Source organism: Leisingera aquaemixtae (assembly GCF_006740765.1).
GTDB classification, from domain to species: Bacteria; Pseudomonadota; Alphaproteobacteria; order Rhodobacterales; family Rhodobacteraceae; genus Leisingera; species Leisingera aquaemixtae.
Genome location: NZ_CP041159.1, coordinates 1,392,180 through 1,405,486, shown reverse-complemented (window position 1 = coordinate 1,405,486; position 13,307 = coordinate 1,392,180). Strand labels below are relative to the sequence as shown.

The 13,307-nt window shown below is 61.3% G+C and carries 15 protein-coding genes and 1 tRNA gene; 5 read left to right on the top strand and 11 right to left on the bottom strand.

Features of this window, described 5'->3' with window-relative positions; genetic code table 11:
- Positions 1 to 32: 32 nt before the first annotated feature.
- Positions 33 to 1,658 carry a L,D-transpeptidase family protein gene (locus R2C4_RS08500; RefSeq protein ID WP_141890305.1) on the bottom strand — a complete coding sequence of 542 codons (1,626 nt, stop codon included), beginning with the start codon at positions 1,656 to 1,658 and terminating at the stop codon, positions 33 to 35.
- Between the two features lie 348 nt (positions 1,659 to 2,006).
- Here R2C4_RS08500 and mepK point away from each other — a divergent pair, with 348 nt between their 5' ends.
- From mepK to R2C4_RS08485, 3 genes are all read left to right on the top strand, one after another.
- Positions 2,007 to 2,576 carry a peptidoglycan L,D-endopeptidase MepK gene (gene mepK, locus R2C4_RS08495; RefSeq protein WP_141890304.1) on the top strand — a complete coding sequence of 190 codons (570 nt, stop codon included), beginning with the start codon at positions 2,007 to 2,009 and terminating at the stop codon, positions 2,574 to 2,576.
- 169 nt (positions 2,577 to 2,745) lie between these two features.
- Positions 2,746 to 2,822 (top strand) — tRNA-Arg (locus R2C4_RS08490).
- Between the two features lie 103 nt (positions 2,823 to 2,925).
- Entirely contained in the window at positions 2,926 to 3,258 is a 333-nt protein-coding gene (locus R2C4_RS08485) for a PilZ domain-containing protein (RefSeq protein WP_141890303.1), read from the top strand.
- Between the two features lie 36 nt (positions 3,259 to 3,294).
- Here the strand turns inward: R2C4_RS08485 and R2C4_RS08480 are convergent, their stop codons facing one another.
- Entirely contained in the window at positions 3,295 to 4,164 is an 870-nt protein-coding gene (locus tag R2C4_RS08480) for a LysR family transcriptional regulator (RefSeq protein ID WP_141890302.1), read from the bottom strand.
- Positions 4,165 to 4,262: 98 nt separating this feature from the next.
- Between R2C4_RS08480 and tmpA the strand changes: the two genes are divergently transcribed.
- Positions 4,263 to 5,396: a 2-trimethylaminoethylphosphonate dioxygenase gene (gene tmpA / locus R2C4_RS08475; protein ID WP_141890301.1), complete on the top strand. Its 1,134-nt coding sequence runs from the start codon at positions 4,263 to 4,265 to the stop codon at positions 5,394 to 5,396.
- 3 nt (positions 5,397 to 5,399) lie between these two features.
- Positions 5,400 to 6,005 carry a (R)-1-hydroxy-2-trimethylaminoethylphosphonate oxygenase gene (tmpB, locus tag R2C4_RS08470; protein ID WP_141890300.1) on the top strand — a complete coding sequence of 202 codons (606 nt, stop codon included), beginning with the start codon at positions 5,400 to 5,402 and terminating at the stop codon, positions 6,003 to 6,005.
- Positions 6,006 to 6,105: 100 nt separating this feature from the next.
- Here the strand turns inward: tmpB and R2C4_RS08465 are convergent, their stop codons facing one another.
- The 9 genes from R2C4_RS08465 to sufB all read right to left on the bottom strand — a co-directional run bounded on the left by R2C4_RS08465 (position 6,106) and on the right by sufB (position 13,299).
- Positions 6,106 to 7,326 (bottom strand): cysteine desulfurase, encoded by a 1,221-nt coding sequence (locus R2C4_RS08465; RefSeq protein ID WP_141890299.1) that lies wholly within the window; start codon positions 7,324 to 7,326, stop codon positions 6,106 to 6,108.
- Positions 7,319 to 7,903, bottom strand: a complete 585-nt coding sequence (locus tag R2C4_RS08460; protein WP_141890298.1) for a YIP1 family protein — start codon at positions 7,901 to 7,903, stop codon at positions 7,319 to 7,321. Before R2C4_RS08460 ends, R2C4_RS08465 begins: the two co-directional genes overlap by 8 nt.
- Entirely contained in the window at positions 7,900 to 8,385 is a 486-nt protein-coding gene (locus R2C4_RS08455; protein WP_141890297.1) for a YIP1 family protein, read from the bottom strand. The genes R2C4_RS08460 and R2C4_RS08455 overlap by 4 nt, the downstream gene beginning before the upstream one ends.
- Positions 8,385 to 9,665 carry a SufB/SufD family protein gene (locus tag R2C4_RS08450; protein WP_141890296.1) on the bottom strand — a complete coding sequence of 427 codons (1,281 nt, stop codon included), beginning with the start codon at positions 9,663 to 9,665 and terminating at the stop codon, positions 8,385 to 8,387. Before R2C4_RS08450 ends, R2C4_RS08455 begins: the two co-directional genes overlap by 1 nt.
- On the bottom strand, positions 9,666 to 10,421 hold the full coding sequence (sufC, locus tag R2C4_RS08445) for a Fe-S cluster assembly ATPase SufC (protein ID WP_058286862.1): 756 nt from the start codon (positions 10,419 to 10,421) through the stop codon (positions 9,666 to 9,668).
- 41 nt (positions 10,422 to 10,462) lie between these two features.
- Positions 10,463 to 11,065, bottom strand: a complete 603-nt coding sequence (locus tag R2C4_RS08440; protein WP_244940804.1) for a hypothetical protein — start codon at positions 11,063 to 11,065, stop codon at positions 10,463 to 10,465.
- 17 nt (positions 11,066 to 11,082) lie between these two features.
- Positions 11,083 to 11,397 carry a heavy metal-binding domain-containing protein gene (locus R2C4_RS08435; RefSeq protein ID WP_039183172.1) on the bottom strand — a complete coding sequence of 105 codons (315 nt, stop codon included), beginning with the start codon at positions 11,395 to 11,397 and terminating at the stop codon, positions 11,083 to 11,085.
- Positions 11,394 to 11,654 carry a hypothetical protein gene (locus R2C4_RS08430; protein ID WP_141890294.1) on the bottom strand — a complete coding sequence of 87 codons (261 nt, stop codon included), beginning with the start codon at positions 11,652 to 11,654 and terminating at the stop codon, positions 11,394 to 11,396. The genes R2C4_RS08435 and R2C4_RS08430 overlap by 4 nt, the downstream gene beginning before the upstream one ends.
- 121 nt (positions 11,655 to 11,775) lie before the next feature.
- Positions 11,776 to 13,299: a Fe-S cluster assembly protein SufB gene (gene sufB / locus R2C4_RS08425; RefSeq protein ID WP_141890293.1), complete on the bottom strand. Its 1,524-nt coding sequence runs from the start codon at positions 13,297 to 13,299 to the stop codon at positions 11,776 to 11,778.
- Positions 13,300 to 13,307: the final 8 nt, after the last annotated feature.

Sequence of the window (13,307 nt, the reverse complement as noted above, 5' to 3'; positions counted from 1 at the left end):
CCTTTCAGAATAATCCTGTATGGGCCCGGTATTTACCCTTGAACGCTGGGCAGCACCACCCCTGCCCGTTCCAGTGCAGCCCAGATCTTGGCGTCGCGGCCATAGACATCGCGGCGGAATTCGGCACGGCCTTTGCTGGACACCACCGCGGTCCGGTAGATGATATGCACCGGCACCTTCTGTTCCAGTTCGACCTTGGTTTCCTGGCCGCTGTTCAGGATGCGGTGGAAAAAGGCCTTGGGATCCTCAGTCTGGCGCGCCAGCAGCGCATAGGCAAATTCAAACGGCTGCGCCAGGCGGATGCAGCCATGCGAGAAGGCGCGCACTTCGCGGGCAAACAGGCTCTTTTGCGGGGTGTCGTGCAGGTAGATGTTGTATTTGTTCGGGAACATGAACTTGACCAGTCCCAGCGCGTTGCTGCGGCTGGGGGGCTGGCGCATGGAATAGGGGAAGTTCCGCGCGGTGTACTGTGCGAAATTGGCCGAGTTTCGGTTCACCACCCGGCCGCGCCGGTCGGTGATCTGGATGTGGCCGACGGCGTTGGGGTTGTTCCGAAGCTTGGGCAGATATTCCTTGGTGATGATCGAGCGCGGCACGTACCAGCTCGGGTTGATCACCATATGCTCCATCTCGTCTGAGAATTCGGGGCTGCGGCGGTCGTGGGTGTTCTTGCCGATGACCGAGCGGGTTTCAAAGGTCACGTCGCCGTTATCGACGATCTTGGCGGTGAAATCGGTCTGGTTGACCAGGATATGGCGCTCGCCCCGGTCCGGGGTCAGCCAGCGCTCCCGCTCCATCGCGATGATCACCGATTTCAGGCGGTCGCTGACCGGTTTGTTGACCTCTGCCAGGGTGCCGGCACCCGCCACGCCATCCGTTTCAAGACCATGATCCGACTGAAAGCTCTGCACGGCCTGCACCATCGCGGCGTCATAGCTGCGCGCGGCGCTGCGCGGCAGATAGCCCATCGCCATCAGCCGGTTGCGCAGGGCAATGACCGCCGGGCCCTGCTCGCCCGGTTCCAGCGCCTTGGCCTGCACCACAGGACCCCAGCCGCCGGCTGCCAGAACCTGCTCCAGACGCAGCTTTTCGCGCATCAGGCCACGGTACTGGGGCGATGCGGGAACCAGGCTGCGCATATAGGCAAAGGGCTGGGCGTCGCGGATACCGGCCAGAAAGCTGGCGCCATCCACAGTATGCTTCTTGCGTACCATGCCATCATCAATCCGCGACGGCACCAGAAGGCCGGTCTGCAGATCAGTGGCATAATCCACCAGCGCCCTGCTCAGCGCCGCCTCGACCAAACCGAAATCGCGGGTGGTGCGGGCCTGCTGCATCTGCTGCAGGAGGTCGTTGACCTCAGCCGAGCGGTCCGGCAGCCCGTGGGCGCGGGTGTCGTTCAGTGCGGCCAGCAGCGCGCTGCGGCGCTGGCGCGAGGCCTCATCCGCGCCGGTCCAGATCGCCTGATAGCCATTCTCCCGGTAAAATCTGGCAACCGCGTCATCGGCGGAGGCCGACTCTGCCACTGCCTGGCGGAACGCCGCCGGAATATCCGCCTGCGCGGCCCCGGCCATGCTCCCGGCCAAGCCGCTCATGGCCAGAGCGAACAGCCCCGCCTTAAGTCCCGGCAATACATATCCAGCGGATGCGCGCGTCATAAATCTCCGGTCCTTGTGCCGATTATTCCAATATTGGCAGTGCCTATCTGAAATTCTGGTAAATGCCAGCCTGCGTTGTCCACTCACAATCGCGAAAAGTTAACCCTGATGCAGTGTTGCCGCGTCTATGAAACCCGCCTGCAACAGTCGCGGGGAAAAGTTCCATGCCCCTCCCCTTTTGCGCAAGAAATCGCCGAAAAACCGGTCATACGTTACAGTGCGGCAAAGAAATGTTGGAACAGGATTCTCACTGTGCCATACATGCCGCACGTTAACTACGAGCGTTGACGAGCCCGTAACATCGGGCATTTAGGCAGGACTAACAGCGTACGGGACGGCGCAGTATCAATGGCAGAAACCACGGGCACGGGGATCTCCCGGCGTTCTCTTTTGGGTATTTTTGCTGCAACAGCAGTAGCAGCAGCCCCAACTTTCTCAAATGCAGCAGGCTTCCTGCGCGGCGGCGGTGACATCCGGCGCATTCGCATGTACTCCGGCCGCACCGGCGAGCGTGTGGACATGGTCTACTGGATCGACGGCCAGTACATCAAAGACGCGGTCAAGGAAATCAATCACTTCATGCGCGACTGGCGCACCGATGATGTTAAGGAAATCGACCTTCGCACCATCGACATCATGGCCGCCTCGCACAATCTTCTGGATGTGAACGAGCCCTACATGCTGCTGTCGGGCTACCGCAGCCCCAAAACCAACGCGATGCTGCGCAGCCGCTCGCGCGGAGTGGCCAAGAATTCGCTGCACATGCGCGGCCAAGCCGCCGACCTGCGGCTGGCATCTCGTTCGGTGTCGCAGATGGCCAAAGCCGCCGAAGCCTGCCGGGCCGGCGGTGTGGGCAAGTATCAGCGTTCGAATTTTGTGCATATGGATTGCGGCGTTGTCCGCACCTGGCGCGGCTGACCGCAGCTGGTATTGCAAGAATGCAAGCCTGCCCGTCCCGGGGCAGGCTTTTTAGTTTTCTGCGAGCGGCACTGCCGGCGCCATTGCACCTCAACCTCATGAAATTGGAAACAGGCAGTTTTTCCCGTTGCAGAGGCAGCAAAGCACGGGTATACCCCGCCGTAACAACGCACCTGTAGCTCAGCTGGATAGAGCGCTGCCCTCCGAAGGCAGAGGCCAGAGGTTCGAATCCTCTCAGGTGCGCCATTTCCCTTACTCCGCTGCCTGATTTTCACGGACCTTTCACGCTTTCGTAAGGGAAGCTGCCTATCTGCCTAAGAAATTGATCGTAATTTTACGGCAGGATGGCATGGCAACAATCGGTTCTTATTCACAGCCCGCGATTGCAACGGCACCGCGTCTTCGGCTTGACCTGCCCTGCGTGATCAATCTGACGGACACACAGGTCGAGGCGCAGCTTTGCAACATCAGCTACCAGGGATTTGCCGTTCGCCTCCTGGAGGGACAGGACCCATTTGAACTGGCCCAGATGCAATCCGTCACGATTACCGGAATTGGCGAGTTTGCCGTAACAGCGCGCTGGCGCAGAGATGGCAAGATCGGCCTCGCGTTTCTCAGCAAACGCGGGGCGAGACCTTTGCTGGATGCCTATTTCGCCAGAACCGGAGAATACCCGGTCTGAAAGGGGGACCGTGCCGCACCAGAGGTGGCGGGCCAATCACCCCTGCAAGACAAAGGTCAAAGCGGTCAGTATTTCGCTTTGACGCTTGGACTTCCCCAGGCTGGGCGGCCAGGTCAGCCAGTAGCCATCAATCGTAGGCAGTTCCGGCGCCCGGGCGCAGTCCAGCTGACCGGTTTGCAGCAAGTTTGCAGCCAGCACCCTGGACCCCAGTACAACCCCCAGGCCCAGGCGCGCCGCCCGCAGGGCATGGGCCATGGAATCAACGGACAGTGATCCGGCCTCCGGCGCAGCCTCGCCCGTCACACGCGACCATTCCGCCCAGCCCGGCCGCTCGCCGCGCAATTCGATCGCCGGAAGCTGCCGCCAATCCTCAGCAAGTCCCGGCGCGGTCATCGGCTGCAGCACCTCATTCGCCAGCAGCGCCTCCTGCCGCCCCACCCAGCCGCCGCGGCCATAGCGGATCTGCAGGGCGCCGTCCGCGGCCTCGAAGTCCAGCCGCCGGGGCACGGTTTCAGTGACCAGCCGCAAATCCGGAAAGGTTTTAGAAAAGACTGCAAGCCGCGGCAGCAAAAGCATTTCCAGGTGCGACGGCAAGCCCGCAATCCGCAGCTCCCGGACGGTTTGGCCAAACAGGTTCTCGGTTCCTTGCTCCAGCGCGCGCAGGGAATCATGCACCAGCGGCAGGTAGCTTTCGCCGTCCACGGTCAGCGACACCCCGCGCGCCGACCGGATGAAGAGCTGACGGCCCAGCCAGGACTCGAGATTGCGGATCCGCTGGCTGACTGCGGCCTGCGTGGCGCCGAATTCCTCTGCTGCGGCGGTGAAACTGCCATGCCGCCCTGCTGCCTCAAACACCTTGAGCCAATCAAGCGGCGGCAGCCCTTGTTTGGTGACTTTCTTAGCCATTAGAAAACCTAACTCTAAAGCCCTTATTTCCGTCGTTCTCTTGATGGCTCAACCGCGCTACCAGAACAAGGGAGAACAAGGCCAACCGGAGAACCCCCATGCCCCGTTCCGTGACTGCTGACGCGTCCGGCAGCTTTCTGACCCTGACATTCGACGACGGCCAGTTGTGCCGTTTTCATGCGATCTGGCTGCGCGACAACGCGCTGGATCCCGAGACCCGCGCCCCTGGCAACGGCCAGCGTCTAATCACCATTGGCGACATTCCGGATGACACCAGGATCAGCACCGCGCTGGTCGAAGACGGCAGCCTGACGGTGACGTTCGCGCCCGAGGGCAAGACTGTGATCTTCCCCGGGGACTGGCTGAAGTCAAACGCCTATGACGTTGATCAAGCAGATGAATTTGGCCGCACGGCGCCGGGCGTCGAGACCTGGAACAGCAGCCAGCCTGCCCCGACGTTTGACTGGAACAGCGTGCAGTCGGACTCCAAGGCGAAACGCGGCTGGCTGGACGCGATTGCCCGGCTCGGCTTTGCCAAGCTGGTGAACGGTCCGGTCAAGGAAGGCGCGCTGATTGATTGCGCCGCGATGTTTGGTTTTGTCCGCGAGACCAATTACGGCAAGTATTTCGAAGTGCGCACCGAGGTGAACCCCACCAACCTCGCCTACACCGGCCTGGGCCTGCAGGCGCATACCGACAACCCCTACCGTGATCCGGTGCCCTCCCTTCAGATCCTCTATTGCCTGGAAAACTCGGCCGAGGGCGGCGATAGCATCGTGGTGGACGGTTTCCGCGCCGCCGAGCGTCTGCGCGAGGAAAATCCGGAAGGGTTTGCGCTGCTGGCAGGCTACCCTGCGCGGTTTGAATACAAAGGGTCTGACGGCGTGCATCTGCGCGCGCGCCGTCCGATGATTGAGCTGTCACCCGACGGCGAGTTGATTGCGGTACGGTTCAATAACCGGTCTTCGGCACCCTTCACGGACATCCCGTTTGAGAAGATGGAAGCCTATTACGCCGCCTACCGCCGTCTGGGTGAAATCATCGACGATCCGTCGATGGGCGTTTCGTTCAAGCTGGAGCCGGGGGAAAGCTTTATCGTCGACAACACCCGTGTCCTGCACGCGCGGCTGGGCTATTCCGGGGCGGGGACGCGCTGGCTGCAGGGCTGCTACGCCGACAAGGACGGGCTGCTGTCATCCCTGAACGTGCTGAACGCACAATTGGAGGGCTGAGCCATGAGCAAGCCGGACGTCAGCAAGCTGACCCGCGACACTATCGTTGAATTCATCGGCGGCATCTTCGACCGCCGCGGCGGCGAGGAGTATCTGGGGGAACCAGTCACCATGGCGGAACACATGCTTCAAGGCGCCGCAATTGCCGAGCAGAACGGCCAGCCGGAGGAGATCATCGTGGGGGCGCTCCTGCACGACATCGGCCATTTCACCAGCGAGTTCGGGACGTTCTCCATGGACGACACCGAAGACCGCTTTCACGAAGAGGCCGGCGCCGAAGTGCTGGAGCAGTTCTTCCCGTCAGTGATCACCGACTGCGTGCGCTATCACGTGGCCGCCAAGCGGTACCTCTGCGCCACGAAACCGGAATATTTCAATCGGCTGTCAGAGGCCTCCATCCATTCGCTGAACCTGCAGGGCGGGCCGATGACCCCGCAAGAAGCGGCCGAATTCGAAAAGAACCCGAACCTCAAGCAGATCATCGCGGTGCGCTATCTGGATGAGGCTGGGAAGCGGGCGGATATGGAGACCCCGGATTACTGGCACTTTGCGCCGATGGTGCAACGAATGGTCGACAAGCACATGGGCGCGGGAGAGTCCGCAAAGTGAGCAAGTCTTGAGGTGCCTGGGGTTCCAAGGCTGCCACCCGTCGGGAAAACGCAAAACGGCGCCCAATCGGGCGCCGTTTCCGGTTGATCAGAGGTATTGATCAAGCAAACAGGTCGTGGGCAAGTTCCAGCGCGCTGATCAGCGTGTCGACTTCTTCCTTGGTGTTATACAGGCCGAACGACGCGCGGCAGGTCGCAGAGACCCCCAGATGATCCATCAGCGGTCCGGCGCAGTGATGGCCGGCACGCACCGCCACGCCTTTCTTGTCGAGGATGGTGGAGATGTCGTGGGCGTGTGCGGCACCTTCCATAGTAAAGCTGAAAATCGCAGCCTTTCCAGGCGCTTGCCCCTGAATGTTGATCCAATTCAGTCCGGTCAGCCGCTCCATCGCATAGTCGCGCAAACCCGCCTCGTGCCTGGCGATGTTTTCCAGGCCGAGGTCCATCATATATTCCAGCGCCACGCCCAGGCCGATGGTCTGCACGATGCCCGGCGTGCCGGCCTCGAACTTCATCGGCGGATCGTTGTAGACGACCTGCTCCTTGGAGACTTCCTTGATCATGTCGCCGCCGCCGATGAACGGGCGCATCTCTGCCATGCGTTCCGGCTTGATGTAAATCGCGCCGGATGCGGAGGGGCCATAGAGCTTATGGCCGGTGATTGCATAGAAGTCGCAGCCGATGTCCTGTACGTTGACCGGCATGTGAACCGCCCCCTGCGAGCCGTCGACCAGCACCGGCACCCCCTTGGCATGGGCGCCCTGGGTGATGGCCTTCACGTCCACCACGGTGCCCAGAACGTTGGAGCATTGGGTCACCGCTACCAGCTTGGTCTTGGGGGTGATCGCGTCGATCACCTTTTGCGGGTCCAGGCTGCCGTCTGCTTCGGTATCCACCCACTTCAGCACCACCCCCTGACGCTCGCGCAGGAAATGCCAGGGCACGATGTTGGCGTGGTGCTCCATCACCGACAACAGGATCTCGTCCCCTGCCTGAAGCCGCGGCATCGCCCAGCCGTAGGCGACCAGATTGATGCCCTCGGTGGTGCCGGAATTCAGCACGATGCTGTGTTCGTCGCCCGCATTCAGGAACCGGGAGATGATGCCGCGCACCGCCTCATACTTCTCCGTTGCGAGATTAGAAAGAAAGTGCAAGCCACGATGAACGTTGGAATACTCCTCGGCATACGCCTTGGTCACCGCGTCGATCACAACCTGCGGCTTCTGGGCCGAGGCGCCGCTGTCGAGGTAGGTCAGCGGCTTGCCGTTCACCTCGCGCGAGAGGATCGGGAAGTCGGCACGGATTTTTTCGACGTCATACATTTTCGGGCAGTCCCAGATTGGCTGGGCCGATCAGACCCACGATGAAGAGAAGGGCAAACACCAGGATCAGGCTGGCCATCAGGACCACCCCGAGCGAGCGCCAAACGGAGCCGAACCTGTGCGCCGCATTCACGAAATGCAAGAGGATAAAGAACACAACGATATTGGCGGCGATGTTCAGCAGCGCCGCCAGCGCCGGCAGGACCAGGAACACCGCCACGATGGCACCGTTCAGCGCGGCCTGCAGAAGCTGCAGCCAGGTGACCAGCGCCAGCAGCGCCGGCAGGTCACCCTGCCCGCCCAGCCAGCGGCCCGTGGTTGTCAGCATCGCAATGAAGCTCAGCTGCAGCACCAGAATGACCGCGAAATAGGCCCCGGGCGCAAACCTTGGCAGCAGAACCTCCGGCGGCAGCGGGAACAGCACCTGCTGCAGAGTATAGACGCTGGTGTTCAGCACCACGGACAGCAGGAACGCGGTCCACAGCGCCTCGCGCGGCCAGTCGCGCGCCAGGATCTGCATCGCGGCGTCGCGCGGGGACTTGAGTGTCAGCAGGGCAAAGGCGGCGAGCGCGTTCATGATCTTGTCCAGTACCCTTGGATCATGCCGGATATCCAGAACCACAGGAACACAACGCACCACAGCGCGCCCACCAGGTTCAGAGCCGCACCGGCGCCGATGAAGCCGGCCACCAGGCCGTTCAGCAGGATCAGCGGGCTGGACGCCAGAAACGCCCAGAACAGCGCCAGCCGGGCGCGATAGGCGTCACCCTGCCCGCCCGCGGCGCGGGCAATCCAATGCGCGACCAGAGCCAGAACATACAGAAACAGCGGCGCGATAAAGACGATGCCGAGCAGCGCGCCGCCCAGCAGCATATTGAGCTCCTGGCCCGTCAGATGCGCCTCGCGGGCCAGTTTCGGCATCTGTGCCACAAAGGTCAGCACGCAGCCGGCGAGCAAAAACACCAGCAGCCTGTCTTCGCGGGCGCCCATGCTCAGAAGCCGCGCAAAAACCTTGCGCGGCCCCTTGTAGGTTGCGGGGATATCCGTGGTGACGGACATCAGCGGCGCCGGGCCAGCCAGCCTTCGAGGCGGGAGACGATGTCGGCGGCGATTTCCGGATCTTCGATCTCATCAACCGCTTCGGCCAGGAAGGCCAGCGTCATCAGGTCGGTCGCTTCGCCATGCGGCACACCGCGAGAGCGCAGGTAGAACAGGCCCTCCTCGTCGATCGCGCCGGACGTCGAGCCATGCGAGCAAGCCACGTCATCGGCATAGATCTCCAGCTCCGGCTTGGCCAGGAACTGACTGTCTTCGTCCAGCAGCAGCGACTGGGAAATCTGATATCCGTCAGTCTTTTGCGCGCCTTCCTTCACCAGGATCTTACCCTGGAACACACCGGTGGCCCCGTTGCGCAGCACCTTCTTGAACACCTGGCGGCTTTCGCAGTTCACCGCGTCATGGGTGATAAAGACGGTGTCGTCGTGGTGGAAATCGCCATCGCCGACGCAGGCGCCCGCGATATGGGCCACCGCGTCGTCGCCGGTCAGCTCGATCACCGCCTCGTTGCGGGTCAGCACGCCGTTCACGGTCAGGGTGAAGGACTTGAACACCGACTCGGTGCCCAGGCGGGCAAACAAGTGGGTGGCCGCGCGGCGCTCATGGTCACGGCCCTGGGCGCGCACCAGGTGCAGCTTGCCGCCGTCGGCAATGTCGATCTCCATGCATTTGTTGAAGCGCGACGCCGCCGGGCCGTTTTCCAGGATCGTCACCTCGGCGCCGGTCTCGACGCGGATCACATGGTGCAGGATCGCGTCGGAGTTTTCGTCCGAATGCACATAGGTGAAGTTGATCGGCTTGGAGACCTTGCCAGTCACCCGGATCGCCACGCCATCACTGGCAAAGGCGGTGTTCAGCGCTGCCAGCGGACGTTCGACCGGGGTCTGGCCGCGTGCTTCAAGAACACCGTACAAGTCCTTGGCCCAATGGATATCCTTGCAGCAGATATCCTCGATCCGGTCGATGGTCACACCTTCCAGAGACAGATCGTCAGAGGCCTCGGCATCGAACACGCCATCGACAAAGACAATATTCAGACGCTCAAAGGCGCTGAACATCGGCGCTTCGTCCGCGTTGAACACCGCCGCCTTAGGCGCGTCTGCCTGCACCAGCGTGTCCGGCTTGGTGTATTTCCAGTATTCGTCGCGGCGGCTGGGCAGGCCCATGGTCTGAACCCGCGACAGCGCGGCCTCGCGTGCCGCCTTAAGGCAGCCGCTTTCCGGCAGCCTCAGCGCCGACAGCCGCGCCTCGGTTGCGCTTTGCTTGACTTCGGGCAGGCCCATTTACGCCTCCTCTGCCAGGATGCCGGCGTAACCGTTGTTTTCGACTTCCAGCGCCAGCTCGGGGCCGCCGGTCTTGACGATGCGGCCATTGGCCAGGATGTGCACCACGTCGGGTTTGATGTGATCCAGCAGGCGCTGGTAGTGGGTGATCACCAGGAAGCCGCGGCCTTCGTCGCGCAGGGCGTTCACACCTTCGGCCACCAGCTTCATCGCATCCACGTCGAGGCCGGAGTCGGTCTCGTCCAGGATGCACAGCTTCGGCTCCAGCATCGCCATCTGCAGGATCTCGTTGCGCTTCTTCTCACCGCCGGAGAAGCCGACGTTGACCGGACGCTTCAGCATGTCGGCGTCGATCTTCAGGGTCTTCGCCTTGGCGCGGATGATTTTCAGGAAGTCGGAAGCCGACAGCTCTTCCTCGCCGCGGGCCTTGCGCTGCGCGTTTACCGCGGTGCGCAGGAAGGTCATGTTGCCGACGCCGGGGATTTCAACCGGGTACTGGAAGGCCAGGAACATGCCCGCCGCAGCGCGCTCTTCCGGCTCCATCTCCAGGATGTCTTCGCCCTCCAGCTCGGCAGAGCCTTCCGTCACCTCATATCCGTCACGGCCCGACAGGACGTAGGACAGGGTGGATTTGCCCGAGCCATTCGGCCCCATGATCGCATGCACCTTGCCCGCTTCGACGGTGAGGTCGACGCCGTTCAGGATCTGCTTGTCTTCGTCTTCAAGCTTGACGTGCAAGTTTTTGATTTCGAGCATTTTTGCCTCTCGCATAGTACTGTTCCGGCAGCCGTCGGCGCCTAGAAGGTTTTGGTGTAAAGCGTCAGGATCTGGGTCAGATCCCGGCGCGGAAGTTCATCGGGGAGCAGCTCGAACCGGGCCATGCGGCCGCGGATTTCAACCGGCTTCACCCATCTTTCGACCTGCTTGTACAGCGCCCGCCCCGCGTAGTCGTCAAACAGCACGGTGACGGGCCGTTCCGTGCGCAGCATGGCGGTCAGAAAGCAGGCCGCCCGGAAGCGGCCGTCAATCAGCACCAGATCCGGCGCCTCGAAAGTATCGAGATCCCAGACCGAATTCGGATACTGGTGAAACCGCCGCCACATATCATTGTTCAGCGGCCGTCCCCACTTGCCGGTTTTTCCGACATTGGCGTGGTGCAGATGCACCTCGGACTTGGACCCGGCCTGACGCAAGTACCGCTTCATCATGCGGTACCACATCTTGTCGGACTCGACGGAAAAGACCTTCTTCCCGCTCAGCTCAGACGCCAGCACGGTTGATCCTCCGCTGCCGTATTCCAGGATGACATTTGCCTCCTGGTACTGGCTGCACACCCACTCCGCCTCTTCCGGCGGCAGGGTAAGCGCCGGGCGCTCGATCAGCTGCTCGTCCTTGGCCACGTCCAACTCCCGGCCCCTTAGCCCAGCACCACGGCGGTGCCGCTGGCCGAGACCATCAGCATCGACTGCCCGACCACTTCATAGTCGAGGTCGACGCCCACAACCGCATTTGCACCCTTGGCCCGGGCGCGGTCTTCCAGCTCTGCCAGCGCGGTTTCGCGCGCGTCCTGCAGCTTGCTTTCATAGGCGCCGGAGCGGCCGCCGACGATGTCTGTGATCGAGGCAAAGACATCGCGCACCACATTGGCGCCCATGATCGCCTCGCCCACCACGATGCCCTTGTATTCGGCGATCTGGTAGCCTTCGACGTTTGGTGTGGTTGTGATGATCATGAACGTGCCTCTTGTTGTTCTGGATACTCTTTACTTTCAAGGTCTTCCGCTCTTTTGCGCGCATACGAATAAAGAAAAGCGGCATCTAGCTCTTTTGCGCTCTTCACTTTTTTCTTCAGCCTCAAGCCGTGCAAAAGAGCACAACTAATACTCGTTCCGAACGCGAGAACGAGACCAGTCGCGGAAATGGTCATTCCGAGAGCGCTGGCAACAGGAAAAACCACGTAAGGTCCAAACCAGAAAAGCATTACGAACAAAACCACCCCCCGAAGGTTGCAACAAGAGCAACTTCACTACCCACACGGCGCCTCGCCGTGCGAGCAATTTTCTGGCGCTCCCTTGAGGAATATGTCCGTCCGTCAATCATCATTGGTTGGTTCAGCCCACAGACCCTTCCAGCGAGATCGCAACCAGCTGCTGGGCTTCCATGGCGAACTCCATCGGCAGCGCCTGCAGCACGTCCTTGCAGAAGCCGTTGACCACCAGGGCCACCGCCTCCTCCTCGTCCATGCCGCGCTGGCGGCAGTAGAACAGCTGATCGTCGTCAACCTTGGACGTGGTCGCCTCATGCTCCACGCGGGAGGAGTTGTTCTTGACCTCGATATAGGGAACCGTGTGGGCGCCGCATTTGTCGCCGATCAGCAAGCTGTCGCACTGGGTGTAGTTGCGCGAATTCTTGGCCTTCGGGTGCATCGACACCAGCCCGCGGTAAGTGTTCTGCGCCTTGCCGGCAGAGATGCCCTTGGACACGATGCGCGACTTGGTGTTCTTGCCCAGATGGATCATCTTGGTGCCGGTGTCGGCCTGCTGCATGTTGTTGGCGATGGCGATCGAGTAGAATTCGCCCTGGCTTTCGTTGCCGCGCAGGATGCAGGACGGGTATTTCCAGGTCACGGCAGAGCCGGTTTCCACCTGGGTCCACATCACCTTGGCGCGGTCGCCGCGGCAGTCGGCCCGCTTGGTCACGAAGTTGTAGATGCCGCCCTTGCCGTTCTCGTCGCCCGGATACCAGTTCTGGACGGTGGAGTATTTCACCTCGGCGTCTTCCTCGATGATGATTTCCACCACTGCGGCATGCAGCTGTGCGATATCGCGCGCAGGTGCGGTACAGCCTTCCAAGTAGCTGACATAGCTGCCTTTATCGGCAATAATCAGGGTGCGTTCAAACTGGCCGGTGTTTTCCGCGTTGATACGGAAGTAGGTCGACAGTTCCATCGGGCAGCGCACACCCGGCGGCACGTAGACAAAAGAGCCGTCAGAGAACACGGCGGAGTTCAAGGTGGCATAGAAGTTGTCGGAGACCGGCACTACGGTGCCGAGGTATTTCTTCACCAGTTCGGGATGCTCGCGGATGGCTTCGGAGATCGAGCAGAAGATGACGCCCGCCTCTTTCAGTTCCTTCTGGAAGGTTGTGCCGACAGAAACGGAATCAAACACCGCGTCCACGGCGACCTTACGGCCTTCTTCAGGGGTTTGGCCCGCACCTTCGACGCCTGCCAGGATCATCTGCTCTTTCAGCGGGATACCCAGCTTTTCGTAAGTGGCCAGCAGCTTGGGGTCGACCTCATCCAGCGACTTGGGCTTCACTTCCATCGATTTGGGACGGGCATAGTAGTACTGATCCTGGAAATCGATTTCCGGATATTCGACCATCGCCCAGGTGGGCTCTTCTTTTTGCAGCCAGCGCTCGTAGGCTTCCAGACGCCACTTCAGCATCCATTCCGGCTCTTCGTTCTTTTCCGAAATCAGCCGGACAATATCCGTGGTCAGCCCCTTGGGGGCGTATTCCATCTCGATGTCGGTTTCCCAGCCGTATTTATAAGCACCGCCAACCTCGCGGACTGCGTCCACGGTTTCCTGGTCAACACCTTCCTTGACTTGGGTCTGGTCCAAAGCGGCCATCGTCTTCT

Excerpts from the sequence above, each read along its gene's own strand:
- R2C4_RS08500 (WP_141890305.1), bottom strand. The coding sequence starts at position 1,658 with ATGACGCGCGCATCCGCTGGATATGTATTGCCGGGACTTAAGGCGGGG.
- mepK (WP_141890304.1), top strand. The coding sequence starts at position 2,007 with ATGGCAGAAACCACGGGCACGGGGATCTCCCGGCGTTCTCTTTTGGGT.
- R2C4_RS08485 (WP_141890303.1), top strand. The coding sequence starts at position 2,926 with ATGGCAACAATCGGTTCTTATTCACAGCCCGCGATTGCAACGGCACCG.
- R2C4_RS08480 (WP_141890302.1), bottom strand. The coding sequence starts at position 4,164 with ATGGCTAAGAAAGTCACCAAACAAGGGCTGCCGCCGCTTGATTGGCTC.
- tmpA (WP_141890301.1), top strand. The coding sequence starts at position 4,263 with ATGCCCCGTTCCGTGACTGCTGACGCGTCCGGCAGCTTTCTGACCCTG.
- tmpB (WP_141890300.1), top strand. The coding sequence starts at position 5,400 with ATGAGCAAGCCGGACGTCAGCAAGCTGACCCGCGACACTATCGTTGAA.
- R2C4_RS08465 (WP_141890299.1), bottom strand. The coding sequence starts at position 7,326 with ATGTATGACGTCGAAAAAATCCGTGCCGACTTCCCGATCCTCTCGCGC.
- R2C4_RS08460 (WP_141890298.1), bottom strand. The coding sequence starts at position 7,903 with ATGAACGCGCTCGCCGCCTTTGCCCTGCTGACACTCAAGTCCCCGCGC.
- R2C4_RS08455 (WP_141890297.1), bottom strand. The coding sequence starts at position 8,385 with ATGTCCGTCACCACGGATATCCCCGCAACCTACAAGGGGCCGCGCAAG.
- R2C4_RS08450 (WP_141890296.1), bottom strand. The coding sequence starts at position 9,665 with ATGGGCCTGCCCGAAGTCAAGCAAAGCGCAACCGAGGCGCGGCTGTCG.
- sufC (WP_058286862.1), bottom strand. The coding sequence starts at position 10,421 with ATGCTCGAAATCAAAAACTTGCACGTCAAGCTTGAAGACGAAGACAAG.
- R2C4_RS08435 (WP_039183172.1), bottom strand. The coding sequence starts at position 11,397 with ATGATCATCACAACCACACCAAACGTCGAAGGCTACCAGATCGCCGAA.
- sufB (WP_141890293.1), bottom strand. The coding sequence starts at position 13,299 with ATGGCCGCTTTGGACCAGACCCAAGTCAAGGAAGGTGTTGACCAGGAA.